Origin of the sequence: Kriegella aquimaris, assembly GCF_900103215.1 — a bacterium.
Taxonomy (GTDB): domain Bacteria; phylum Bacteroidota; class Bacteroidia; order Flavobacteriales; family Flavobacteriaceae; genus Kriegella; species Kriegella aquimaris.
Genome location: NZ_FNGV01000006.1, coordinates 1 through 24,880, shown reverse-complemented (window position 1 = coordinate 24,880; position 24,880 = coordinate 1). Strand labels below are relative to the sequence as shown.

The 24,880-nt window shown below is 39.7% G+C and carries 21 protein-coding genes and 1 pseudogene; 5 read left to right on the top strand and 17 right to left on the bottom strand.

What is annotated here, in order from left to right:
• Positions 1-3,411, top strand: a complete 3,411-nt coding sequence (locus BLS33_RS13165; RefSeq protein ID WP_089889866.1) for a ThuA domain-containing protein — start codon at positions 1-3, stop codon at positions 3,409-3,411.
• A 7-nt stretch (positions 3,412-3,418) separates the two neighbouring features.
• Positions 3,419-4,348 carry a metallophosphoesterase gene (locus tag BLS33_RS13160; RefSeq protein ID WP_089889862.1) on the top strand — a complete coding sequence of 310 codons (930 nt, stop codon included), beginning with the start codon at positions 3,419-3,421 and terminating at the stop codon, positions 4,346-4,348.
• Positions 4,349-4,394: 46 nt separating this feature from the next.
• Here the strand turns inward: BLS33_RS13160 and BLS33_RS13155 are convergent, their stop codons facing one another.
• A complete protein-coding gene (locus tag BLS33_RS13155) occupies positions 4,395-4,907 on the bottom strand; it encodes a heme-binding domain-containing protein (protein ID WP_089889858.1) in 513 nt (170 codons plus the stop codon).
• A gap of 119 nt (positions 4,908-5,026) precedes the next feature.
• Between BLS33_RS13155 and BLS33_RS13150 the strand changes: the two genes are divergently transcribed.
• Positions 5,027-6,412, top strand: coding sequence for an exonuclease domain-containing protein (locus BLS33_RS13150; RefSeq protein ID WP_089889853.1), 1,386 nt, complete (start codon positions 5,027-5,029; stop codon positions 6,410-6,412).
• Between the two features lie 481 nt (positions 6,413-6,893).
• Here the strand turns inward: BLS33_RS13150 and BLS33_RS13145 are convergent, their stop codons facing one another.
• The 6 genes from BLS33_RS13145 to BLS33_RS13120 all read right to left on the bottom strand — a co-directional run bounded on the left by BLS33_RS13145 (position 6,894) and on the right by BLS33_RS13120 (position 13,530).
• On the bottom strand, positions 6,894-8,621 hold the full coding sequence (locus BLS33_RS13145; protein ID WP_089889849.1) for a SulP family inorganic anion transporter: 1,728 nt from the start codon (positions 8,619-8,621) through the stop codon (positions 6,894-6,896).
• Positions 8,622-8,651: 30 nt separating this feature from the next.
• Positions 8,652-9,833: a cytochrome-c peroxidase gene (locus BLS33_RS13140; protein WP_089890435.1), complete on the bottom strand. Its 1,182-nt coding sequence runs from the start codon at positions 9,831-9,833 to the stop codon at positions 8,652-8,654.
• Positions 9,834-9,983: 150 nt separating this feature from the next.
• Positions 9,984-10,412, bottom strand: coding sequence for a DUF3995 domain-containing protein (locus BLS33_RS13135; protein WP_089889846.1), 429 nt, complete (start codon positions 10,410-10,412; stop codon positions 9,984-9,986).
• A 40-nt stretch (positions 10,413-10,452) separates the two neighbouring features.
• Positions 10,453-11,232 carry an aldose epimerase family protein gene (locus BLS33_RS13130; protein ID WP_089889843.1) on the bottom strand — a complete coding sequence of 260 codons (780 nt, stop codon included), beginning with the start codon at positions 11,230-11,232 and terminating at the stop codon, positions 10,453-10,455.
• Positions 11,233-11,247: 15 nt separating this feature from the next.
• On the bottom strand, positions 11,248-12,234 hold the full coding sequence (locus BLS33_RS13125) for a PLP-dependent cysteine synthase family protein (RefSeq protein WP_089889840.1): 987 nt from the start codon (positions 12,232-12,234) through the stop codon (positions 11,248-11,250).
• A 54-nt stretch (positions 12,235-12,288) separates the two neighbouring features.
• Positions 12,289-13,530 (bottom strand): ABC transporter permease, encoded by a 1,242-nt coding sequence (locus BLS33_RS13120; RefSeq protein ID WP_089889837.1) that lies wholly within the window; start codon positions 13,528-13,530, stop codon positions 12,289-12,291.
• A gap of 3 nt (positions 13,531-13,533) precedes the next feature.
• Here BLS33_RS13120 and BLS33_RS13115 point away from each other — a divergent pair, with 3 nt between their 5' ends.
• On the top strand, positions 13,534-14,796 hold the full coding sequence (locus BLS33_RS13115; protein WP_089889834.1) for an exo-beta-N-acetylmuramidase NamZ family protein: 1,263 nt from the start codon (positions 13,534-13,536) through the stop codon (positions 14,794-14,796).
• An 88-nt stretch (positions 14,797-14,884) separates the two neighbouring features.
• Here BLS33_RS13115 and fabF read toward each other — a convergent pair whose 3' ends face one another.
• The 10 genes from fabF to BLS33_RS13060 form a co-directional block, all read right to left on the bottom strand.
• Positions 14,885-16,126: a beta-ketoacyl-ACP synthase II gene (gene fabF, locus BLS33_RS13110; RefSeq protein WP_089889831.1), complete on the bottom strand. Its 1,242-nt coding sequence runs from the start codon at positions 16,124-16,126 to the stop codon at positions 14,885-14,887.
• A 128-nt stretch (positions 16,127-16,254) separates the two neighbouring features.
• A complete protein-coding gene (locus tag BLS33_RS13105) occupies positions 16,255-16,980 on the bottom strand; it encodes a haloacid dehalogenase type II (RefSeq protein WP_089889829.1) in 726 nt (241 codons plus the stop codon).
• A gap of 132 nt (positions 16,981-17,112) precedes the next feature.
• Positions 17,113-17,757, bottom strand: coding sequence for a DsbA family oxidoreductase (locus tag BLS33_RS13100; RefSeq protein WP_089889826.1), 645 nt, complete (start codon positions 17,755-17,757; stop codon positions 17,113-17,115).
• 74 nt (positions 17,758-17,831) lie between these two features.
• On the bottom strand, positions 17,832-18,140 hold the full coding sequence (locus BLS33_RS13095) for an EthD family reductase (RefSeq protein WP_089889824.1): 309 nt from the start codon (positions 18,138-18,140) through the stop codon (positions 17,832-17,834).
• 470 nt (positions 18,141-18,610) lie between these two features.
• Positions 18,611-19,174 carry a carboxymuconolactone decarboxylase family protein gene (locus BLS33_RS13090; RefSeq protein ID WP_089889821.1) on the bottom strand — a complete coding sequence of 188 codons (564 nt, stop codon included), beginning with the start codon at positions 19,172-19,174 and terminating at the stop codon, positions 18,611-18,613.
• A 64-nt stretch (positions 19,175-19,238) separates the two neighbouring features.
• On the bottom strand, positions 19,239-19,802 hold the full coding sequence (locus BLS33_RS13085; RefSeq protein ID WP_089889817.1) for a TetR/AcrR family transcriptional regulator: 564 nt from the start codon (positions 19,800-19,802) through the stop codon (positions 19,239-19,241).
• Between the two features lie 148 nt (positions 19,803-19,950).
• Positions 19,951-20,814, bottom strand: coding sequence for an RluA family pseudouridine synthase (locus BLS33_RS13080; protein ID WP_089890431.1), 864 nt, complete (start codon positions 20,812-20,814; stop codon positions 19,951-19,953).
• 238 nt (positions 20,815-21,052) lie between these two features.
• On the bottom strand, positions 21,053-21,679 hold the full coding sequence (locus BLS33_RS13075) for a class I SAM-dependent methyltransferase (RefSeq protein WP_089889814.1): 627 nt from the start codon (positions 21,677-21,679) through the stop codon (positions 21,053-21,055).
• A gap of 127 nt (positions 21,680-21,806) precedes the next feature.
• Positions 21,807-22,781 (bottom strand): 23S rRNA (adenine(1618)-N(6))-methyltransferase RlmF, encoded by a 975-nt coding sequence (gene rlmF, locus BLS33_RS13070; RefSeq protein WP_089889810.1) that lies wholly within the window; start codon positions 22,779-22,781, stop codon positions 21,807-21,809.
• Between the two features lie 305 nt (positions 22,782-23,086).
• Positions 23,087-24,373, bottom strand: a complete 1,287-nt coding sequence (locus BLS33_RS13060; protein ID WP_089889804.1) for a glucuronyl esterase domain-containing protein — start codon at positions 24,371-24,373, stop codon at positions 23,087-23,089.
• Positions 24,374-24,622: 249 nt separating this feature from the next.
• Between BLS33_RS13060 and BLS33_RS25055 the strand changes: the two are divergent.
• Positions 24,623-24,880, top strand: a pseudogene (locus tag BLS33_RS25055) (IS110 family transposase); the annotation flags it as partial.

Here is a 24,880-nt window from a genome sequence, read left to right as displayed (position 1 = left end):
ATGAATAACCAACCAAATAATAACCCTTATAAATACAAAAGGTCGCCCTTAAAGGCGGCCTTTATTGCGAAATATCTCTTGGTTTCCTTTCTTTTTAGCTTGGCGCTATCTTGCAGCACTAAAAAAGAGAAAGTACTTGTATTCAGTAAAACGGAAGGTTTTAGACACGCTTCGATTGAACCGGGGATAGCAGAATTAAAAAAGCTAGGAGTAGCGAACGACTTTGAAGTTGTCGCTACCGAAGATGCCGAGTATATTGTAGAAGATTCATTAAAGCAGTATGCGTCCGTCATATTTTTAAATACCACAGGTAACATCTTAAATGATGTACAACAAGCCGACTTGGAACGCTATATACAAGCCGGAGGTGGTTTTGTAGGCATACATGCGGCAACCGACACCGAATACGATTGGCCGTGGTACAACAAATTGGTAGGCGCCTATTTCGATAGTCATCCCAAAATACAGGAGGCAACATTGAAGGTCATCGACAATAACCATCCATCGACACAGTCTTTGGAAAAGACTTGGAAAAAAACAGATGAATGGTACAATTTCAAAAGTATCAATCCTGATATCAATGTTTTAATGGAAGTTGACGAAAGCAGTTATGAAGGCGGTAAGAATGGTGAACATCATCCTATTTCTTGGTACCATGATTTTGATGGCGGAAGAGCCTTTTACACTGAACTTGGCCATACTGACGAGACCTACGAGAATGCTACATTTTTAAACCATCTTCTTGGTGGTTTACGATATGCCATGGGAGAAAATACACTGAATTACGAATTGGCAAAAACTGATCGTGTTCCTCCAGAAGACCGCTTTGTAAAAAAAGTACTTGATTTCAATCTCAATGAACCTATGGAGTTGGATGAACTTCCAGGACAAGGTATTTTGTTTATAGAACGACGAGGAGCTTTAAAATTATATGATTTCAAAGCTGAAAAGACAGAGGTTTTAGCACAAATGGACCTCTTTTATGGTAATGAAGACGGTCTTTTAGGCCTGGCCGTAGATCCCAATTACCAAAAGAACAATTGGATCTATTTATTCTATTCGGTAGCGGGTGAAGAATCAAAACAACGTATTTCGCGTTTTGATCTTATCGATAAGAAATTGGTTTTCGAGTCTGAAAAAATTCTACTTGAAGTACCAACCCTACGAAAATGTTGTCATAGTGGTGGCGCACTGGAATTTGGTCCAAACGGCAACTTATTTATTGGGCTGGGCGACAATACCAATCCGTTTGAATCTTCAGGTTTCGCCCCTATCGACGAACGTGAAGGCAGGGCACTTTGGGATGCCCAGAAATCGGCGGCCAACAGCAACGACCTAAGGGGAAAAATTCTTCGTATAAAACCCGAGGATGACGGCACCTACTCCATTCCCGAAGGAAATCTTTTCCCCGTTGGCACCCCTAAAACAAGACCGGAAATTTATGTTATGGGCAATCGCAACCCCTTCAGACCTTCCATAGATAGCAAAACGGGCTACCTTTACTGGGGCGATGTGGGTCCAGATGCGGGTAAAGCAGACCCTGATAGAGGTCCCAGTGGTATGGGCGAATACGACCAGGCCCGAAAGGCCGGTTACTGGGGTTGGCCTTACACAAGGGGATACAATGAACCTTATAACGATTATGACTTTGCCGCTGAAAAATCAGGGCCAAAATTTGATCCCGAAAACCTGATCAATAACTCACCGAACAATACAGGAATACAAAAATTGCCTCCAGCACAGAAATCGATGATTCCGATGACCTACTATCGATCCGAAGAATTTCCTTGGATGGGCGATGGCGGAATCAACCCGATGGCCGGACCAGTTTTTCATGCTTCCGACCAGCCCAATGCCAAAGAACAGTTTCCTGAATATTTCGAAGATAAATTATTTCTTTATGAGTGGATCCGTGATTGGATTTACGTAATAACCTTAGATGAAAACCATAATTATGTAAAGGCGGATGCTTTTATGCCCAACACCGAGTTTTCACATCCTATGGACATGATTTTCGGATCCGATGGAAAATTCTATATTTTGGAATATGGTCAAAAATGGAATACCCAAAACCTCGATGCGCGATTGAGTTCGATATCTTACATCAGCGGCAACCGAAATCCCGTAGCACAAATCGAAGTAGACAAAACCGTTGGTGGCGCTCCATTGACCGTAAAATTTTCGGCTGATAAGTCTTTAGACTATGACAAAGACCAACTTACCTACGAATGGTCATTTACCGATGACACAGTTCAATCGACAGAAAAAGAGCCTTCCTACACATTTTCGGAAGATGGCATTCAAAACGTACGGTTAAAAGTAATCGATAGTAAAGGGAATTTTGCAACGGCCAATACAGAAATTAGGGTCGGTAATGACTCACCATTACTTAGCATTCAGATACAGCCCAACGATAGTATTTACTGGGATAATAAAAAGGTGGACTATAAGGTAATCGTTACCGACCAACAAGATGGCACCACCGTCGATGGCAGTATTTCTCCTGATGACGTCAAGGTGACCTTTGATTATATAGAGGAGGGCAAAGATTTAGTAAAAGCGACTATAGGCCATCAGAAAAATACAACTCCGGAGGGAAAAAAGATAATCGACGGAACCGACTGCAAAGCCTGTCATGCCATCGATGAAAAAGTAAATGGGCCCAGTTATATCGAAGTTGCGAAAAAATACAACGAAGATGACCGAGCCTATCTTATTTCAAAAATCATCAAAGGAGGTGCCGGAGTATGGGGCGAGAGCCCTATGTCGGCCCACCCGCAGCTCAAGATTGAAGAGGTGAGTAAAATTGTTTCGTATATTCTTTCTTTAAAACCAAAAAAAGAAGCACCATCAAAAGCTTTGCCATTAACTGGTACGCTTAATTTCAATAAGCATCTAAATGCTAAAGATGCCGATGGAGTTTATGTGTTGATGGCTTCTTATCGCGACAAAGGAAAAGCAGGACAACCCGATTCTGAACTAGTGGCCAACGAACAGTTAATTTTTAGGATAAACAAAATAGAAGCTGAAAATGCCGATGCAAAAAGCGAAGGATTAGGGGACTGGAGCACCAATTATTCCCGTGTTGTAGGCCCGGTAACAGACAATTCATTTTTAAGATTTAACAACCTAAATCTAAAGAACCTCAACAACATCCTTTTTGCTACTTTTTATAATACGGACTATCATTTTGCAGGTACCTTGGAAATTCGGGAAGGTGCAGTTGACGGACCGCTAATCGGACAGACAAAGCTGAAATACTTTGGAAAGGAAACGACAAGACATTATGATATTGCGGTAAAACCACAATCCGAAAAGGGAGATATTTTTATTGTCTTCAAAAACGCGGATAATCCGAAACAGAATATTGCTCAAACCGATTGGATCGCTTTGGAATATTTAAGAGAATAAGAATAGAATGATGCTACAAAGATTTTCAGTTTTACATTCCATGTTCGCTGATGGAAAGCCTAAATGGTCCATTGTTTTCATAGTCTTGTTTACACTTACCAGCTATGCTCAAAAGAACCCAGAAGAAAAACACTTTTCTTTTGGGGTTATTGCCGACTGCCAGTACTGCGATGAAGTTGGTACGGGCGTTCGAAAATACGATCTATCAGACACTAAACTACAGCAATGTGTGACCCATCTGAATACGATGGATTTAGCCTATACGGTACATTTGGGTGACTTCATAGATAAAGATTGGAAAAGTTTTGATGACGTTGGGCCCATTTACAATACCCTGAAAATGCCCAAATACCATGTTCTGGGAAATCACGATTTTTCGGTGGCAGATACCCTAAAGCATAAGGTTTCAGAACGTATGGGACTACCTTCGCCCTATTACGATTTTGAAGTAAATGGTTGGCGTTTTATTGTACTCAACGGGAATGATGTAAGTTTTCATGCCTATCCCCAAGAGAGCAAGAACTACAAAAAGGCTGATGCTTATTATACAAAGCATAAGATAGAATCCCCTAAATGGAACGGCGCCTTAGGAAAAAAACAACTAAAATGGCTCAAGCAGGTTCTAGAAAGTGCTTCCAAAAACGAAGAAAAGGTGATTCTTTATTGTCATTTTCCGGTCTACCCCGAGAATGTACACAATCTCTGGAATGCTGATGCGGTCATTGACCTAATTGAAAGCTACCCTAGTGTAAAAGCCTATATCAATGGTCATAACCACGCAGGTAATTATGGTCAAAAAAACGGGATACACTATGTGACTATGAAAGGCATGGTCGATACGGAGCAAACTTCTTACAGTACAATCAAAGTTTATCCCCATAAATTAGAAATCATGGGGTATGGGCGTGAAGAGAATCGTAATTTGGAAATCCGCTAATTCCATCTCTACGAAATACATACTGGGGGAAAGAGACCAAACCAGGCTACTTACTGGGCGACTGTGGTCCTCTTCGCTTCAGTACCAAACTATCGGCCGGATAATTGTTCTTTAAGTAAGCCATTTGCTCCTTGGCCCAAACAATGATATCTTCCCGTTGCTCATCAGATAGATTTGCCTCGGCATGAAGTCCAAAATTGGTATATGATTTTAAGGGCATTTCATGCTCCTCGACCATCTCAATGGTCTCCTCAAACTTGTGGTTCTGAACTGCAATAGGCTTTTTGGTAAACTCAGAAAAATTCAAGTGTCGCTTCCCATCGTTAATGTGATCATTAAGCCACCAAGCTATTGGCTGTACGTTAGCATACCAAGGGTATTCCGACTTATTCGAATGACAATCGTTACACGAAACTTGTAACAAATGGTTGACATTGTCCGGAACCTTATATTTCGTTGAAATATCATAGGTCAGGTCGTTTGAATCATTTTTTTCTGGACGGAAAAACTGAATAACGATTAAAACCAACAACAAGACCCCTAAAATTTTTTTAACCATAATAAGAAGGATTATTTATTTAATTTGCTATTTATCTTTCTCATCGATTTCAATGAAATGATGGATTTACCTTCTAAATGTACTCATTTTACTAATTTTATACGATATTAATTCTACCAATGTATACCATAGTTGATATAGAAACTACAGGAAACGGTATTAAGGGAAACAAGATAACAGAAATTTCAATCTTTAAATTTGATGGAAATGAAATTGTCGATGAGTATACTTCCTTGGTCAACCCTGAATGTGAGATTCCTTATTTTATAACCCGGCTCACGGGAATCGACGAAGACCTTGTAAGTGACGCCCCCATTTTATCAGAAATTGCACCTAAAATACTGGAAATCACCAAAGATTCCATTTTTGTCGCACATAGCGTAAATTTTGATTACAATGTAATTAAGAACGAATTTCAAAATTTAGGACTCGACTTTATTCGAAAAAAACTATGCACCGTTCGGTTATCACGAAAATTGTTGCCCGGTTATAATTCTTACAGTCTGGGAAAACTCTGTTCTTCTTTACAAATTCCATTGACCGATAGGCATAGGGCCCGTGGCGATGCTCATGCGACCGTACTGCTCTTTAAAAAATTAATGCAACAAGAGAATGCCGCAAAAATTTTTAAATCGTTTTTAAACGCACGTTCCCAAGAGGCTACACTGCCCCCTTCGCTACCAAAGCAGGTTTTTGATAAGCTACCTAAAAAGCCAGGAGTTTACTATTTTAAAGATGCAATGGGTAAAATCATTTACGTAGGTAAAGCGATTGATATCAAAAAAAGGGTATTGGGCCATTTTTATGACAAAGCCACCAAAGAAGTTCGGATGTGCAACCAAACGGCAGATATCGATTACGATCTATCGGGGAACGAATTAGTGGCACTTTTAAAGGAATCAGCAGCGATTAAACATCATTTTCCCCAATACAATAAGGCTCAGAAAAGCAATGGACAACGATATGGCATCTTTAGCTATGAAGACCGCAATGGCATTCTTCATCTGGCCTATAATAAAATAAAAATGGCGCCTAATCCTGTTGCGGTCTTCTATAATCTGACGGACTGCCGCCTTTTTTTAGAGACAATTTGCAAAACGTTTCTCCTATGCCCCAAATATTGCCATCTACAGGAAAACGTGCCCACTTGTTCCCATTATAGCATTGAGACATGCGATGGAATCTGTCGAGGTACCGAACCTATGCCCACATATAACGAAAAGGTGGAAAAAGCACTGGTACATATGGCTACTCAAAATGATGATATCTGGATCAAGGAAAAAGGTAGAACAACTTCAGAAGATGCCTTCGTACGTATAAAAAATGGCTTGTATGTAGGATATGGTTATGTGGATAAAGAGACTCCGATAAATACACTTACTGATTTGGAGGCATTTGTTATTGAACAAAAAAACACATTGGAAACTCAGCGTATCGTGCAATCATATCTATTCAAAAACCCTCAAAAAGTCTGGAAGGGTCAAGAAATTACCGACGCTCTTTAATTCTATGTTTCAATCTTTCATTTTGCGATACATACGTATTACAAAGACTAACCAAAACAAGAAGATGACCATCACCAAAATAGCATATATCGAGATAAAGTCCACTGTTGGTCTACGTTGATTATTTAGAAATTATACATTCCCGGAATTCTTCTAGAAGCATCCATTATCATATAATTGTAAATATATTCCTACTAAATATAAGGAATTAAGGAATAGCAGCATTTAAACGCATTGGGATAATTTTAACATTTATGGTATTCTGACTTATTTCTGTCAAAACATACATTATGTGCATAAAAAAACTTGATTATCAAACATTTAATCAAATAAAAAAATAGTGTAGACAACGAAAAATGAGGACTTTAATGAATATCAAGAGAATGTAGAAAGATTTAGCAAATTGAGAACGATGAGCTACGTATTCCCTAGAAACATAAGTTAAAATAAAAAAGAACAGATCAAGTCTCGACCGAGACGATTACTGCTTCGGTCTGTTTTGATACGCTATTCGCTCTTGTAAAGCCGTTGCAGTAGACGGGTTATCAAAACTTTTCACCGCATCCCTAACGGTGATAAACAGTCTTTCCTTAGGAATTTCCTTAATTATCCCACTGCTAAAAATAATGTCTCTTGTCGGGCCTATGGCCCCAGAAATATAAAACTTTAGATTACGGTCGTGAATTTCGCGAATGGTCTTGACCAACATAGCCGTTGCCGTCGAATCAATGTAATTGATGGCCTCGGCATTTAGAATAACCGCTTTAAGCGTATCTTTCTTACTGTCAATAAAATGAAAAAGTTGTTTCTTAAAATAGCTCTTATTGCCAAAATACAATTGAGAGTCGAATCTGACGATCAATAAGTCATCCCTGAACTCGATTTCCTCTCCGAAACGATCTACGTTTTTATAATACTCCGAATCCTTTATCTTTCCCAAAACCGCAAAATGGGGCTTTGAACTTTTATAAACCATTAAAAGCAGGGAAAGCAGCACTCCTACCAAAATACCCTGAGGAATACCGATAAAAAGCGTAACCAAAAATGTAATCGATAATATGGTGAATTCATCCTTTCTATATTTCCATAAAACTTTAGGGTAGGCCACATCGATCAAACCAAAAACGGAAACCATAATAATGCTGGCCAACACAGCTTTGGGCAAGTAATAGAACAAGGGCGTCAAGTAGAGCAGCGTTATAGCGACGAGCGCCACACTAAAGAGTGACGCAATAGGCGACTTAGTACCTGCCGAATCACTGATGGCCGATCGCGAAAAACTTCCGGTAATCGGATACGACTGAAAAAAAGACCCTATCATATTGGAAGAACCTAAAGCTATCAACTCCTTATTAGGGTCAATGGTTTCAATGCCTCTCTTTTCCTCCATTGCTTTCCCTATCGATATAGCTTCCAAATACCCTACCAGTGCCAAGGTCAAGGCCATAGGCCAAATTTCGGCTGTATTCTTTAGGGTTATGCGTGGAATTTCAAAATGGGGCAGCCCTTCTGGCACTGCTCCAACGATATGCGTACCAAACGACTGCAAATCGAATAAATAAACAGTTAAAATGCCCAACACCACTACAAGCAAAACCGTAGGTATGTTCTTGTTCCATTTTCTAATGAAGATAATCAAAACAATTCCGCCCAATCCAAGAAGTAAGTCTACCACATTTGTTTGGGGTAGTGCAACAACTATATTGGCAATCAGTTCATGAATCCAGTGACTTCGTTCGACAGGGGTACCTAGAATATGCTTTAACTGACTAAATATAATAATCACGGCTGCGGCCGATGTAAAACCACTGATAACGGGCCTGGATAAAAAATTTACCAAAAATCCCATGCGCAAGAAGCCCAAAACCATTTGTATAGCACCTACAAGAAATGCCAAAAATACCGCCATAGCCACGTAATATTCACCTCCGTTTATGGCAAAAGCCGCTAGTCCGGCGGCAACCAAAAGTGAGTCCATTGCCACGGGGCCGACCGCCAATTGCCTTGACGTACCCAAGAATGCATATACCAATACGGGAATTAATGAAGCGTAAAGACCATAAACAGGCGGAAGACCCGCAATCATCGCATAGGCCATGCTCTGAGGTATCAGAACGATACCAACTGTTAGTCCGGCAACAAGATCCTTTACTAAATACTCTTTTTTATAGTAGGGCAACCATTGTAGAAACGGAAGAATTTTTTGCATAGTACAAAGTTAACCAAACCTACTACATCGTTACTGAATATTTCCACCCACGGGCAAACCACTGGGCACTTTTTCAGGTATTTCTTTGTCGAAATCGTCGTCGTTCAAAGTATTCATAAATGATATAATCAACGACATCTCTTTTACGCTGAGTTCAAGCTCTTTTACAAGAGGATCGTATTCTTCTTTTGACACATGCGGGTTTCGTTGTTTCCCATTGGCTATATCTTCATAAAACTCCAATACGCGTTTCAATGTTTTCAGACTTCCGTTATGCATATATGGTGCGGTAAAACGCAAATTTCGCAAAGTTGGGGTGCGAAAACCGAAACTATCTTTGACACCACCGTCGGGGTTGGGCAGTTTGCCATTTTCAGGAGTTCCGAGTACATGTATTTTATAATCGGATAGCATCGGACCGTTATGACAGTTTGCACATCCTACTTCCTTAAAAAGCTCAAAACCCTCTTTTTCAGAAATAAGGATGGCATCATTATCACCTCGCATGTATTGGTCAAAACGGGTATTGTTGGTAATCAAAGTACGTTCGAAAGCTGCGATAGCCTTTCCTAAATTCTCGATCGTAATGCTGTTCGAGTCACCAAACGCCAATTCAAACAACTCACGGTACTCTGGTATTTGTCGCAAACGATCGATGACGACATCTAATATTTCAGTGTCTTTATACCCATGTCCCCGCATCTCTTCCAAGGCTTTGATCGGCTCTAGGGATTGCTTTTCAAGACTTTTCACCCTGTTATCCCAAAACATAGGGGCATTCTCAGAGTCATACCTGTTGTATGTATCAATACCGTTAAAAGCTGAATTTAATATGGTCGGGGCATTCCGCTTTACATGGGGAATGTCGTTCGGACTATTGAAACGCCTTTTACTACCAAGACCTTTTGCATTCGGACCGATAGAAATATCGAGAAATTCAGCATACCCGGTATTTGGATGATGGCAGGTAACGCAGGCTACATCTTTGTCTCCTGATAAGATGGGGTCATAAAAAAGCAATTTTCCCAATTCTTCTTTGGCCTTTGTAGCAGGATTATCATCAGGCGGAGTTACAACTTCAGGAAGTGCCGTTATGGTCGTAGAGACTTTGGCAATCTCCTTTTTTTTTGCCTTTTTAGATTTCTCATCAGAACAGTTTACCAATAAAGGCCCCATAATAAATAAAACGGCAATAAAAGCTATCCTTTTCATAACAAGCAAACTATATTCAGTGGCTTTTTGCAATCTTAGGCTTCTTCAAGCTCTAGGCGAAACTTAACAAATTTAGTACTAAATATTTAAAAATATTTATGACCCGTATCATATCATCACTTGTGCCTTCTCGACCATTGCAATATAAAATCAGGACAATCCCGTAATTTGAACCCCTAAAGCGAGTAACCCGATCAATGCACATAAGGGTGAGAAGTACTTGGCATCAGCCTTTGAAAAGGCGGTGTTTTTAATTTTCCTGAAAAAACCAACATATTTAAAATCGCCAATAGCTCTGGCTAAAAAGATCAAAGGGACCAGCCAACCAATATACTTTATCGTCCAGCCTGGCAGTAACATCGGCATAAGCTCCAAACGGAATAAATAGAACAACCCGAATGACAACAACCCCATTCCGACGATAGCACTTTCAATTTTCTTAGGATTCAAGACACGTTGCCCCTCTGCAGTCGTAGGTAGGGTAATATCGATACCCCATTTGCCTCCAAGTGCCCAGTTGAAATGGATACCTGCAAGAATAATAAAAATGAAAATCAATAAAATCGATACGACATCCATCCGATTTATATTTAGTCTGCTCTACGCTTCTTATCCGACCTTATCCATTCGGTATTAAGTACACCCTGAATTCCCTCGGGATGGCTTTCAAATATTCAAACCCTTTATCTAATTGATCTTGTTCAACAGCATAGGGATAAAAGCTAATGGGTTCAATGCAGACCATATTGGTGACTTCCGTCCAGAGCATAAACTGTCCGAAACCTTCGGTTTTAATCGCAAGCCCTTTTTCATCCTTTAGCGTAATTTCACTACAATCAGGTACATACAAAGCCCTACTACCAACGGCTAAAATCTCCTCCAAGGTGATCACTTGATTGTTGGCACCGATAATAGGATTTTCGGTTTGTAATAAAAATGCCGGATGGTACCCCAACATAAATGGCATACCTTCATCACCAGAAATATTAAAAGTAATTTCAAGATGGTCATCCTTTAATTCGAAACGTTTTTCAAATTGAAAGTTATAGGGCCAGAACAGTTCTTTTTCCGTTGATTTCTTCGGAAATTTTGAATTTCCGACTTTACTATCCGCCTTATATTTCTTTTGAAAAACAGCATGTTCTTCGGATGAATCTTCCAAAACATAAGGCAACTCACGCAATAAACCATGCTGATCCTGAACGGCATTCCCTTTAGGCGTATGCACTCGAAAATTAGCTTCCGATGTGGGACCGATAATAGGAAACATTTCGGTATCGGCATTACGCCATCCCGGATTTCCCTTTTGGTGGATATATTCGTGACCTTCTACCGAATAACTAACCAGTTCCCCAGCGTCTATTTTCACTTTTTGATTTCCAATAGTAAGCGTAACCATAGTTTTAATTCCTATTTAAGATTCATCTATAAAGCCTTTTTCCCGCATCCATTCGTCATTGAACATCTTGCCAACATAGCGACTTCCGTGATCATGAAAAAGAACCACGACCACATCATCTTTGGTAAAATGTTCTTTTAACTGAAGTACTCCTTTAATTGCCGCTCCCGCGGAATTCCCTAAGAACATCGCTTCTTCGCGTGCCAGACGTTGTGTATAAACTGCGGCATCTTTATCGGTGACCTTGGTAAAGCCATCGATTATTTCAAAATTTACATTTTTAGGTAGAATGTCTTCCCCTATGCCCTCTGTGATATAGGGATAAATCTCATTCTTATCGAAAATACCCGTTTCGTGGTATTTTTTAAAAACGGAACCATAGGTATCGATTCCCCAAATTTTAATATCCGGATTTTTTGATTTCAGGTAACTTCCTACTCCCGAAATGGTTCCGCCTGTACCGACACCCGATACAAAATGGGTAATCTTGCCATCGGTCTGTTCCCAAATTTCGGGACCCGTACTGGAAAAATGAGCTTTGGTATTGGATAAATTATCATACTGATTGGCATACCACGCGCCTTGAATTTCCTTTGCCAATCGTTTTGCCGTGGAATAATAGCTGCGGGGATCTTCAGGAGAGACATCGGTAGGGCATACATATACCTCGCTGCCCATAGCCTTTAAAATGTCAATTTTTTCTTTTGATTGTTTATCGCTGATCACACAAATCAGTTTGTAGCCTTTTACCGTGGCTGCCATGGCCAACCCCATTCCTGTATTACCCGAAGTACCTTCTACAATAGTACCACCAGGTTTTAAAAGCCCTTTTTCCTCAGCATCTTCGATCATTTGCAGCGCCATGCGGTCTTTGACCGAATTGCCAGGGTTAAAAGTTTCATACTTTGCCAGAACCATACAAGGTAAATCTGCAGTAAGCCGATTTAACTTCACCAAAGGTGTATTGCCAATGGTTTCAAGTATGTTTTTAGCGTATTTCATGTGCACTTTCAAAGTTACACTTTTAGTTGTACTATTTACGGCTACCGTATCTCATCACTCAAATTTAATGGCCTTGACCGGAGTAATTTTTGTAACGATATAAGAGGGCAACAAAAGCATCAACAAACAGAGCAGCAACACGCCGATATTCAAAAGTAGAACCGAGTAAAAGTCGATATGCACCGGTATATATTCAATATAATATTCTTGAGGATTCGGAAACTTGAATAGGCGGAATTTATGTTGTACCCATATTATAGAAAGGGCAATAAGGTTACCCCATAACAAGCCTACTCCGATAAGATAGGCGGCATTGTATAAAAATATCTTCCGAACGCTCCAATTGGATGCCCCCATGGCTTTTAAGATACCGATCATTTGGGTACGCTCTAAAATCAACACCAACAAAGCGGTAATCATATTAATTCCGCCTACAATGATCATAATACCAATGATGAGGGCTATATTAAAATCAAAAAGGCTGATCCACTCGAAAATATTATAGTATTTATCTTCTACCGTACGTGTATCCAATGTAGAAATTGTGCGTCCATGAATCTCCCTGCCTTTTTCTTCTATGTCTTCAAAATCGTCTAAAAACACTTCAAAATTACCTACCTGATTCGGCTCCCATTTATTCATGCGTTGAATATGGCGAATATCGATAAATACGTAAAGTCCGTCCAACTCTTCAAAACCACTATCATAAATGCCAACGATATTGAATTTCCGTTGGTTGGGTGCCTTTGAAGGGTCACCATCCTTTATAAAAAAAGCGAAGAAAGAGTCGCCCAAATGAAGTTGCAAGCGATTCGCCATGATGCTCGATATGAGTACATCATCATTAAGCTCCCCTGAATAGTTGGGAAGCTTGCCTTCGACCAAGAATTCTTCAAAAGCATTCCAATTATAATTAGGGCCTACCCCTTTGGCGATTATACCTTCAAAAGTTTCTTCGGTACGTATGAAACCCGCCTTACTAGCCACCGCCTGCACATGTGCTACCCCATCGACCGATTTAAACTCCGGATAAAAATCTTGGTTCAGGTCAACGGGTACGACGGAAACTTCTGAATTATTATTATCGTAATTATAGATTTGAATGTGCCCATTAAATGCCGTTACTTTGTCCCTGATTTTATTCTTTAGACCAACGCCGGTAGCGATGGCAATGAGCATCATAATAATTCCTAGAGCTATTGCCGAAATTGCTATTTTTATTATTGGGGCGGATATGCTAATTTTATGATCACTGCCCGTAATAAGTCGCTTGGCTATAAAATATTCTAAATTCAACCTATGCCATTTTTGTCTAATTTCAAAAGTACAGTTTTATTGTCGGTTTTCTCACTTTTAGCTTGTGGAAACCATGCTCCTACACCTAAATCGAAGGAGCAGATGACCGAGGTGCAAACAGCGGTTAAACCTCAACCCAAAATCGTGGTCGGTGCTAACCGAGTGAGCACTTATCTTCCTTTTTTAAAGGGTAAAAAAATAGGCGTAGTAGCGAACCAGACGAGTGTAATCTTTACATCCGATAATGAAATCCAAAAGGAAAAGGGATTTACCCATCTGGTCGACTCTTTGTTGGCCCTGGATATGAATATTCAAAAGGTATTTGCACCCGAACATGGTTTCCGTGGCCAAGCGGATGCCGGTGAGAAGGTTGCTGATGGCACCGATCAAAAAACGGGTCTGCCTTTAATTTCCCTATATGGGAAAAACCGAAAACCTTCAAGTGAGCAGCTTAAAGATTTAGATGTTGTTCTTTTTGACATTCAAGATGTAGGCGTTCGTTTTTACACCTATATCGCCACCTTGCAATTGGTTATGGAGGCCTGCGCGGAAAATGACATACCCTTAGTGGTTCTAGACAGGCCCAACCCAAACGGCCAATATGTTGATGGCCCAACGATGGAGAAAGCACATACCGGATTTCTGGGTATGACCGAGATTCCTTTGGTTTACGGAATGACCATTGGAGAATATGGCAAAATGATCAATGAAGAGGGATGGCTTGAGGGAGGAAAAAAGGCAAACCTCACCGTTGTACCTTTAGAAAATTATACCCATAGTATGGAATACAGTCTGCCAATTCGCCCCTCACCCAACCTACCGAATGACGTTTCCATAAACTTATACCCGAGTTTAGGGCTTTTTGAAGGCACCAACATTAATGCAGGTCGGGGTACAGAATTCCAGTTTCAACGTTATGGCGCTTCCTTTTTAGATAGCACACAGTATAATTTCACCTATACCCCCCAACCAAATTTTGGTTCTAAAACCCCAAAAGAAAATGGCAAAAAGTGTTTTGGAAAAGATTTATCGGAACTCCCTAGAATAAACGAGGTTTCCCTAAAATGGTTGATGGACGCTTATAACAACACCATACAAAAAGGAAAATTCTTTCTAACCAGTGGGTTCACCAAACATGCCGGCACTAAAAAATTGCAACAACAAATCGAAGCGGGACTTACAGAAGAGGATATCAAGGCCACATGGCAACCTCAATTGGAGGCTTTCAAAAAGATAAGGGAAAATTATTTGATCTATCCGTTGTAAAAGTTAAGCTTCCCAATTCAGGAAAGGGCCCTTGGTTTGATTTTATTTTTTGATTCCATGTGGGGTCTTTTATCGATAGCCCTGATACTTAAATCTTTTTAAAAACGGTTGTTGCATTGTGCCCACCAAAACCGAAAGTATTGCTCATGGCGACTTCTACTTTGAAATCTATAGCTTCTTGAGTCACTATCGGCATTGAACTCGGAATTTCTGGATCAATTATAACGGTATTTATAGTCGGGGGAATAATATTATTTTGAATTGCCTTAATCGATAAAATAGCTTCAACAGCACCTGCCGCACCCAGTAAATGACCTGTCATTGATTTTGTTGCACTTATTTTCAAGTTCGCGAATTGATTTTTGAAGGTAGCGTTTACCGCTTTTATCTCGCTTAGATCCCCGACGGGGGTGGAAGTCGCATGCGTATTCAAATAGTTCACCTCAGCTGTGTCAATTCCCGCTTCTTCCATTGCCAATTGCATAGCTTTTGATGCCCCTATACCCTCTGGGTGCGTTGCTGAGATATGGTAGGCATCTGCTGTCATAGCCGCTCCCCCAATTTCCGCATAAATCTTTGCACCTCGTTTCTTGGCATGTTCATATTCCTCAAGAATCAATGCGCCGGCACCTTCCCCCATCACAAAGCCGTCTCGGTCAACATCAAAAGGTCTTGAAGCCTGTTGTGGTTCGTCATTTCTGGTTGACATCGCTTTCATCGAGCTAAAGCCTCCTACCGAAGCATCGGTTATTGGAGCTTCCGATCCACCGGTAACGATTACCTTGGCCTTGTTCAAACGGATATAATTGAACGCATCCATTATAGCAGAACTTGATGAAGCACAAGCCGATACTGCAGTATAGTTGATTCCCATAAGTCCAAATTTCATTGATATCAGCCCTGACGCCATATTCGGAAGTAATTTCGGAATCAAGAAGGGACTAAACCGTGGGTTTTTACCATTTTCAATATAATTCTCCACTTCATCCTCAAAAGTTTTCATGCCTCCTTGGCCGGTTCCCCAAATGACACCCAAATCAAAAGGTGACATACTTTCGATATTCAGACCACTATCGTTTATTGCTTCGGATGCGGCGTAAATGGCATATTGCGTAAAAAGATCACTCCGCTTAATTTCATTGCGATCGAGATACTTTTCAGGACTAAAATCCTTTACTTCAGAAGCAAAGGTGGTTTTAAACCGTGAAGCATCGAACTTGGTAATTTTCGAAGCACCGCTCTTTCCGCTAACAGCGTTTTTCCAGAATTCATCCACTGAATTTCCAATCGGAGTCAAAGCTCCCAATCCTGTTACAACTACTCTTTTCATACTTTTGAGATTATATCTGTTCTTCTGCAGGGTGACACGCCATTGTTTTGGTTATTCTCTCTTGCTTATAAAACGAACAAAGGTAATGGGCATTTTTCAAGTTCCTCGAACCAAGCCAATATTATCACTTAATTTTTTAAGGTGATAAGCTTCTCGGAAATTTTCAAAAGATCGGGTTCGGTTATCTCTGGAAGCGGCGCCAAGGGATACATTTGTTGTCCCCGTCGGGCTATAAAAGCACCGCGCCAGCCTGCCCAAAGCGCTCCAGCAATGTCCCACCCATGGGCGGCAATCATCAAACATTCGTGGGGTTGCACACCAATTTTTTTAGCGGCCCAATCATAGACATCGCTATGTGGCTTGTATTTTCCAACATCCTCAATACTTAAGCTTTCATCGAAAAAATCGGTCAATCCCGCATTTTCAAATTGCATGGCAACACCTTCGTTCGATGAATTGGTCAATGAAACCAATTTGTAACCCGCATTTCGTAGATTTCGCAATGCTTCCTTAACTTCGGGATGCGAAGGAAGGGAACGAAGCGGACTTAACGCTTCCTTGGCCTCACGCTCAGTCAGCTGTATATCGTGATTGGCTGCAACCATTCTCAAGGTAGCCGCACCTATTGCCCCGAAATCTATATATTGACCCGCAGTCGTCGACACCAGTGAATATTGGAGCATTGTGGTGAACCATAAGGGCGACAAATCTTCTCTTCCCCCCAAAGCTTTTCCAATACTCTTTTTCAAGTTCCCTAAATCTAAAAGAGACTCGTTGACATCAAAGAATAATACTTTAGGTCGTATTGCTCTAACACCTTCCTTTTGCATAGCGCTTTGGTTATCATTTTTCATTTCAAGTTAAAATTTTGATTTTTTTTAAAACAGTCGTCATTGGAGCCTTGACTCAAATGAAATTACTTCCACCGGATCATCGACATCAAACTTTCCCAGAACTACCATCGTCAAGGTAATATTGACCAAAGGTTATTTCTCTAGCAACTCTGTCAAAACTTGTTTGAAAACATCTACAGGCTGTGCTCCGGTAAGTGCACTTTTTTTATCGAATACAAAGGTAGGCACTGATGATACTCCAAGACCTTGCCAATACTGCTCTTTAGAAGTCACCTCATAACGCGCACTGTCATCGTCCAATCGAGACATCCCTTCTTTCACATTCAACCCTACCGCCTTTAATTCTTGGGCCAAAACTTCTCGGTCGGATACATCTTTTCGTTCGCTAAAGAAAGCGGCGACCAAACGCATTTTCAATTCGGTCTGCTTACCATTTTCTTTGGCATAATCAAGTAGCACATGTGCATCCCTAGTATTTACAATTCTCATATCATCAAAATAATCGAAGGTAAAACCGAGCTCTTCCCCGACATCTTTCATGTGCTCTTGCGATTCTCTTTGTTGGTCGAGCGTCGAGCCATATTTGTTGGCAATATGTTCGATTACATTTTCACCTTCTACCGGCATATGAGGATTCAACTCAAAGGGCTGCCACTCGATCTCAATTTTATCTGCGACACCCATTTCAGAAATGGCGCGCTCAAGACGTTTATAGCCAATGGTACACCATGGGCATACAACATCCGATATGATATCTAATTTTATTTTTTCTGCCATATTGTAAATTTAAATTCACTCAAAGGGAAGCTCCGTTTTACGAAAGATTTCCCAATACTCATTCGCAAAATCAGTTAAACTATCTCGCTGATCTGAATCTGACCCTGTACATTCGAGTAGTTGGGCACATCGGCTCCAATTTTTTCGGCGTGGGGACCAAAGGATTTTTGAAACGTCTCAACTGATTCGAAGTAAAGGCTGGCAGCTGCCACAAAAGGTGCGGGCTCACCAGGACCTCTGCCCCCTAGACCTCTTTCTACTTCAACCTTTAAAAGGGCGTCACCTACCAGGTCTTGAACCATAGGAACATGCGTGTTGGTATAATAGCCAAAATCGAATTTTACTTCTTCACTATTCGGATATAGAACTGCTACTTTGATCATAATTTTATTTTTTAATTGTCCTATTACTTAATTTTTTACCTGTGCTTACGCACATAAAGGTTGTAATTGCGAAACTGGAAAACTAACCCATTCAAAATTATGAATCGTCAGCCGATGCACATAATCTTCTGTGTTATTTTTAGGCCTGTCTAGTTGAGCCGATTGTTTAAGGGGTATCTGAATTCCGTTTACATCCCTATAGTCTTCAAATTGTATAGAACCATACAAAAATCCCGGTGTTGTTTTGGGGTTATACCTTGTTGTAAAAGACGCAGCTTCGATTGAGCCAGCGTCTACGAATACCACGATTGGCACCGGTTACTAATGCTACTTTACCTTCTGTTGAAATACCCATAATTCGAGTTTTAATACTGAATTCCAGGGTTTGACTATAATTTTAAAATATAAACAGACCTTCCGCGGGGGGCGGAAGGCCTTTTATTGCCATCACACTTCGTTATCTAACGACACTAGGCAATTTCAGTTTCCTTCTTCCAAGCGTATTTCTTGAAACCAGCGTCCACAGGGGTTTCTGCAATATGGTTTACGTAGTTACTGATTACTTTTTGTGAAAGACCTAGAATAATTTCCAACAGTTGTCTTTCCTCATATCCCACGGCAAAAAATACTTGTACATCTTCGTCATTGATATAACCTCTGTTGCGTACAATTTTAAGCGTAGTTTCATGTAAGACCTGTAACTTTTCAGATGGCAATTCAGTACCATTGCGCAATGCCTCGGTTATAGCATCATCGACCTTCATCATTTTTGCTATGGCCGTGTGGGCAGGTACACAATAGTGACATTCGTGTTCTACATTTATGGTTTGCCAAACAACGGTAAGTTCATCATTATTGAACGATGAGTTTACGAACAATTCGTGTATGGATTGGTATGCCTTTAACAAACCCGGTGCACCGGCCAATACGGCGTGTAGGTTAGGAATGTTACCATAGGCCTTTATCGATTTCTCCAATAATGGTCTGCTTTCCTCTGGGGCTGTTTCTAATGTGTGATTCTTTAATGTGCTCATAATTTCTATTTACTAATATGTTAATTATTTCTAAGCAATTGCTTAGTTTATGGATAAAAAAATTCTAAATGTTTAAAAACGTAATTTCAACACTATCCTTGAGTTGCTCTTGGTCGAAAACCTTTGAAGAAACTGACAAACCCAGTATAACATTCATTAGATAATTCGCTTGACGGTCTGCAATTTCGTTTGTTTTACCTTTTTCTTGCAATAGATTGTCAATAAACAATTGCTTGACCTCAGTTGCAAATTTCACCAATTCTTTCATGATCACCGGATCCGTGTCATCTCTTACCTCATTCACAGTATTGGTAACTAAACAACCTTTATTTACACCCTCTTCACTCGCAAATTCTAAAAAATCATAGAAATATTGTTTAATACCTTCCTTGCCATTATTCGATTTCGCCAATTTATCGGTTATACAGTGTATTCTCTTTTTGTACGCGTTTATGCTTTCAAGAAATACACCTTGTTTATTGCCAAAACTCGAATAGATAGAAAATTGGTTAATGCCCATTTCCTTTTCCAACATACGTACCGTGGTGGCTTCATAACCGTTCCGCCAAAAAAGACCAGTGGCCTTTTCTATCACCTCTTCTTCGTTATATTGCTTCTTTCTCGCCATTGTTTCTAAACTACGGAACAAAACTAAGCACTTGCTTTGAAACAAACAAATGTTTAAGATTTATTTGGCAATTCTATCTAGTGGAAGCCTACAGAAGCTTGTGATAAAAATAGTAATGGTGGAGCCTGTTAGCAGCTAACTCACACCACTATAACTGCTCGAATATTTTTTTAAATCTTTGAGGAAATTCGGTGGTTATATAAATATTTTCATTGGTAAACGGATGGGTAAACTTTAGCGAATAGGCATGCAAGTACAATCCTTTTCCTTTTAAGATTAAATTTTCAATACCATAATCCCTATCGCCTAATATGGGATTTCCGATACCCGATAAATGTTTGCGCAACTGATGTCTTCTACCGGTCTTCGGTTTTAATTGCACCAAGTTAAGTTTACTGAATCTTTTTGAGGGAACGGTATCTTTTACCGCATATTTAGTTAGCGATGGTTTACCGTCAATTGGTTCCGTAATTTTCCCATTAACATTCATTTCACCGATTGTAATGGCATAGTAGACTTTCTTTATGGCCTTATCGGCAAACATGCGATTTAAATCACGAATACTACTACTCGTTTTTCCTACTAACAAAAGTCCCGTAGTCGCATAATCCAATCGGTGAACCGGTTGTGGCACTGCGGCATCGGATAAATTACTGGGCTTCAGATTTTGAGGCAACGCTTTGGCAATGGTCTTAAAACCAACACCACTTACCAAAATACCCGCAGGTTTATAAATGACCGCCAAATATTCGTCTTCAAAAAGCACTTTCAGGGGGAAGACCAGTTTCTCGCCAGGGCTTTTTAATTCAGGAACCGCCAACTGAATCATTTCCCCTCCTTTTATAAACGTTGCCGTAGTGGCAATGGCTCCATCAACCGTGATATACTGTTTCTTTAAAACCTTCTTTAAGGCCGATTTGGTCAATGCCCTATTAAAAATGCCCACGCCATATTCTTGAAGTCTTATGGGAGTGGTCAGTTGCGGTACGATATGGGTTTCTTTTGATTCTATCACATTTAAGGTGTGAAACAGGTTAAATGAAAAGGAAGTATTTAAATAAAACAAGCGTACTAATTACTTTAAACAAAGTAATATAAAAAAAGTCCGTTATTATTATTTTTTGGAATTAAGATATCTGCTCGCTTTAGTATGCTAAAATGTATTGTCAAGGTTCTTTAGCCATCATTCGGCGAAGGATAATGCAGTTGAACTTAAAGTTAACCTTTTTCGCCTAGGGTATTTTTCACCTTTACTTCCTACAGGTAATCCTCCAGAATTTCATTGAGGACTTCTTCTCTAAATTCTTTGCAGGTTCGTCTATCTCTTTAGCTTCGATCAAGCCATAACCCCCAAATTCTCTAGCCACCGAAACGTAATCATAATAGAATAGTTTGATACCATGTGTGGTTTCGTATCTATCTTTACTTATCGCTGATCCTTTTCCATAAGTCGCGGTGTTTTTTGATATGGCCACGAATACCATATAACCACCCGGTTGAAGTTGTTTGTAGCAGTTATCGATTAGCGCAACCCGCTCTTTTTCATTTAGCAGATGGATTAACGCATAACAAAAGATACCATCATACATTTTTTTATCAAAGGGCATGTCGTTAACACCACCGTGATATACTTTTATACTTTCACCAAAATGGTTTTTCGCTAATTCAATAGCAGTTTCTGAGATTTCAATGCCGGTCACGTTCATTCCTTTGGCTATAAACACCTTTGCATTTCTACCATATCCAAATCCTGGAATCAATATTTCCTTTAATCCATTCTTTTGAAATAAATCAGCCGTTGAAACGGCAGCATCGGCGGGCTCAAAACCCCACATCATTTGTTTTTCCCGAAAATTTGATTCCCAAAATTCTGTCATTTGCTACGCCTCAATCAGTAAGTGCATTACATAAAGGGAAGATAAAAAAGATAATGCATTTATAGTCTAACAGGGGTTGTTGGGGCCTATAATTTTTCAATTGTATTTGTACTGTCGAGATGATTAGTTAATTCTTCAACATCTTTTTCCATCTTGTTTCTCTCCACTCTTTTTGTTCTTCTTTAGAAAGAAATGTCCATGCTACAATTCGGCTAGATTTGTTACCGGTTCCCATTGGAATCGTTTTGACCTGATTCGTTCCAATTTCCCCTAATAGTTTATAAATTCCTTTAAGATTCGATTGTTTGGAGACCAAAGTTGAAAACCAGTAACAATTTTTAGAGAACTTTTCACTTTCCCTGATCATATGCTGAATAAATTTATTCTCTCCACCATCACATACAAGCTCATTGCTGACTCCTGCAAAATTGAGCTCAGGTTTTTTTACTGTTTTACCCGATAGGTTTTTAATTTTTCTTCGGGTTCCTTTTTGAGCATCTTCCATCGAGGAATGAAAAGGAGGATTACAAATCGTTAATTCAATTTTATCTTCTCTACTTATTATGCCGTTAAAAATGTCCCCTGATTTTTTTTGCAGCCTACACTCGATCTTCCCTTTAATTGATGGATTGGAATCGACAATGTGCTGTGCTGCTGTAATCGATTTTGGGTCGATGTCAGATCCAATAAATTTCCAGCCGTATTCTATTACTCCAATAATTGGATAAATACAACTTGCTCCTAGGCCGATATCAAGACAAGTGATTTTATCACCAACTGGAATCCTACCAAAATTGCTCTCGCCCAATAAGTCAGCAATATGATGAATGTAATTCGCCCTTCCCGGTATCGGGGGACATAAATTTTCATCTGGAAATTCCCAATTTTTTATTCCGTAATAATGATTTAGCAATGCTTTATTCAAAAGTTTAACAGCAAGAGGGTTTGAAAAATCGACCGATGCTACACCAAATTTATTCGGCATTACATAGTCTTTCAATTCAGGAGTCGCAGTTGTCAACGCACTTAAATCATACCTTTCTCGGTTTTTATTTCGAGGATGTAGCCTTGCTTTTTCCTGTTTATTCTTTCCTGAAGCCATGATTTGCTATGATTTTATATAAAGAGCTGCCGCATAAAAATACGCATACCTCGCCAATAAGCTCGCAGTGCCTCTTCTTGATATATTCGCTGTACCTCGTTTTAGCTCTTTTCTAATTCTATTAATTTTTCTTTTGAAAACGAATGATTGTTTAAGAATTTCAGTAATAATTATTACTATGCCGTCCATTTATAAAATATAAGACGGAAGCATAAAAAAGATTAATTAAAGTACAATGGCTGATTTCTATGAGTAGTACGGTGGCAAGAAAACATTTGGTTAATTCGTTTCGCAATTTTTAAATTCTAGTTATAAACCTCTTCCACACTCCTAGGTTCAATATTCAAAAAATGATATTCTATAAATTTCATGTACTGTTCCCAATCAAACAATTCAAGTCCATGGCCACCCGAGCGAACGTGGTATCCAATTGTACTTTTAATAATTGGTTGGTTAATCTCAGGTTGATTTTCAGATGTAAAGGCTACATCTTTATCGTAAAGCTGATACGCAGGGGCTGAATTGTACGTTCCAATCCATTGTCCTTTCTGGTCGGCCCATAAATCGTGTTGTGCATTACTAATATAAAAGGGACGTGGTGCCATTGTAGCCAATAATGAGTGTTGATCGACAGGTAAAGCATGTACATTTTTGGCGTACTTATTTGCATTTCTACAAATCCAAGTTGGCAGGTATTCGCACATATTTTGTAAAGTTTCCCCATATTCACGGCGCCAGATTGCATCGCCTCCGTGACCAGCTGTTGCCAGAAGTGTCATTCCAAAACGCGTGTCTGTTACTGCCGCCCAGAGAGCGACTTTACCGCCTATTGAGCAGCCGAGTGTTGCCACCTCGCTTTCCTCTACATCATTGTCCGTTTCCAAATAATCCATTCCGGCGCGTAAAGCGTAGGCCCAGATTGCAATCATTCCCCACTCATTCTCTTTTGTAAAATCTTGTCCCTCTTTAAAATAAAGATTTGAAATTCCGCCACTTACTTTTCCATCCTTATTTCCATTGTCGATACCAAATGCCTGGTAATCGACAGTTGCAACACCAATTCCACGACTCATTAACTGATGTAAAGGAATTCCATTTTCGGTAATACCGTAACTCTGCGAGTTGTTTAATTTTAGGGCTTTGCGTTTGATGTCACTGCCATTTGCCAATAGAATTACCGGAACTTTCTCTTTGGAGTTGGTCGGTACAAAAAGGACTAGGGGCATCGTCACTTTTCCTGATTTGTTCTCGAAAGTTATTTGCACATCTTTTCTGGTGCATAAACCGTCAAAAATGGTGTGGTCTTCAGAAATTAGTTTAAACGATTTCTTGATAGGGTTCAAAGGTATGGGTACTTCACCATACATATTTTGGGCAAAAAATTCGACGATCTCTGGTCTTCTGAAATTTTCCCAATCTTCAACCGTTTTTATAATTTTTCCATCGAACGAGGAAAGGACATGAGGTAGTTCGTACTCCGGCACTTTAGATTCGTCATAGTTTGCTTCGAGAAATTTTCCGTCGTAAGTCTGGGCAGCACCGTTGGAAGAAACAAACACGGCAATGGCAAGTAGTAAAAATTTATTCATCATGTATTTTATTTCCTTATTACAGTATATAAAAAGTAGCGCTGAAAATAAGCGATAATTTTTCCGATTAAACACAAGTCGAATTTTTAAATTTTTCTTATTACTTTTCTTTATCAATAAGCCAAAATTAAAAATTTGGCGGACTTGCAAATATGTCTTAACTTCGGTTATGCAACTAATTAGCTATGAGGTATAGCATCGATGAAAAAGCAGTAAGTCGAGTATCTTTAAAATGAACGAAAAATTAAAGATATGATTACTCAAATTACTGCTGTACCGAAGTTATACATTGGCATCGACATTCACAAGAGAAGTTGGAAAGTGCATTGCGCTACAGATTTGTTTTCAGGCAAGTCTTTTTCAATGAATCCAAACCCGGAACAACTTAAAGATTATGTTAATAAACATTTCGCTGATTATGAAGTGTCGACGGCATACGAGGCAGGTTGCTGTGGATATTCAGCGCATCGTTGTTTCGAGTCTTATGGTTGGTTTTCTTTAGTAGTTAAT

Coding starts and splice junctions, on each gene's coding strand:
- BLS33_RS13125 (WP_089889840.1), bottom strand. CDS start 12,234: ATGAAATACGCTAAAAACATACTTGAAACCATTGGCAATACACCTTTG.
- BLS33_RS13100 (WP_089889826.1), bottom strand. CDS start 17,757: ATGGCAGAAAAAATAAAATTAGATATCATATCGGATGTTGTATGCCCA.
- fabF (WP_089889831.1), bottom strand. CDS start 16,126: ATGAAAAGAGTAGTTGTAACAGGATTGGGAGCTTTGACTCCGATTGGA.
- BLS33_RS13165 (WP_089889866.1), top strand. CDS start 1: ATGAATAACCAACCAAATAATAACCCTTATAAATACAAAAGGTCGCCC.
- BLS33_RS13115 (WP_089889834.1), top strand. CDS start 13,534: ATGCCATTTTTGTCTAATTTCAAAAGTACAGTTTTATTGTCGGTTTTC.
- BLS33_RS13145 (WP_089889849.1), bottom strand. CDS start 8,621: ATGCAAAAAATTCTTCCGTTTCTACAATGGTTGCCCTACTATAAAAAA.
- BLS33_RS13155 (WP_089889858.1), bottom strand. CDS start 4,907: ATGGTTAAAAAAATTTTAGGGGTCTTGTTGTTGGTTTTAATCGTTATT.
- rlmF (WP_089889810.1), bottom strand. CDS start 22,781: ATGGCTTCAGGAAAGAATAAACAGGAAAAAGCAAGGCTACATCCTCGA.
- BLS33_RS13075 (WP_089889814.1), bottom strand. CDS start 21,679: ATGACAGAATTTTGGGAATCAAATTTTCGGGAAAAACAAATGATGTGG.
- BLS33_RS13135 (WP_089889846.1), bottom strand. CDS start 10,412: ATGGATGTCGTATCGATTTTATTGATTTTCATTTTTATTATTCTTGCA.
- BLS33_RS13105 (WP_089889829.1), bottom strand. CDS start 16,980: ATGAAAAATGATAACCAAAGCGCTATGCAAAAGGAAGGTGTTAGAGCA.
- BLS33_RS13160 (WP_089889862.1), top strand. CDS start 3,419: ATGATGCTACAAAGATTTTCAGTTTTACATTCCATGTTCGCTGATGGA.
- BLS33_RS13140 (WP_089890435.1), bottom strand. CDS start 9,833: ATGAAAAGGATAGCTTTTATTGCCGTTTTATTTATTATGGGGCCTTTA.
- BLS33_RS13060 (WP_089889804.1), bottom strand. CDS start 24,373: ATGATGAATAAATTTTTACTACTTGCCATTGCCGTGTTTGTTTCTTCC.
- BLS33_RS13085 (WP_089889817.1), bottom strand. CDS start 19,802: ATGGCGAGAAAGAAGCAATATAACGAAGAAGAGGTGATAGAAAAGGCC.
- BLS33_RS13095 (WP_089889824.1), bottom strand. CDS start 18,140: ATGATCAAAGTAGCAGTTCTATATCCGAATAGTGAAGAAGTAAAATTC.
- BLS33_RS13090 (WP_089889821.1), bottom strand. CDS start 19,174: ATGAGCACATTAAAGAATCACACATTAGAAACAGCCCCAGAGGAAAGC.
- BLS33_RS13130 (WP_089889843.1), bottom strand. CDS start 11,232: ATGGTTACGCTTACTATTGGAAATCAAAAAGTGAAAATAGACGCTGGG.
- BLS33_RS13150 (WP_089889853.1), top strand. CDS start 5,027: ATGTATACCATAGTTGATATAGAAACTACAGGAAACGGTATTAAGGGA.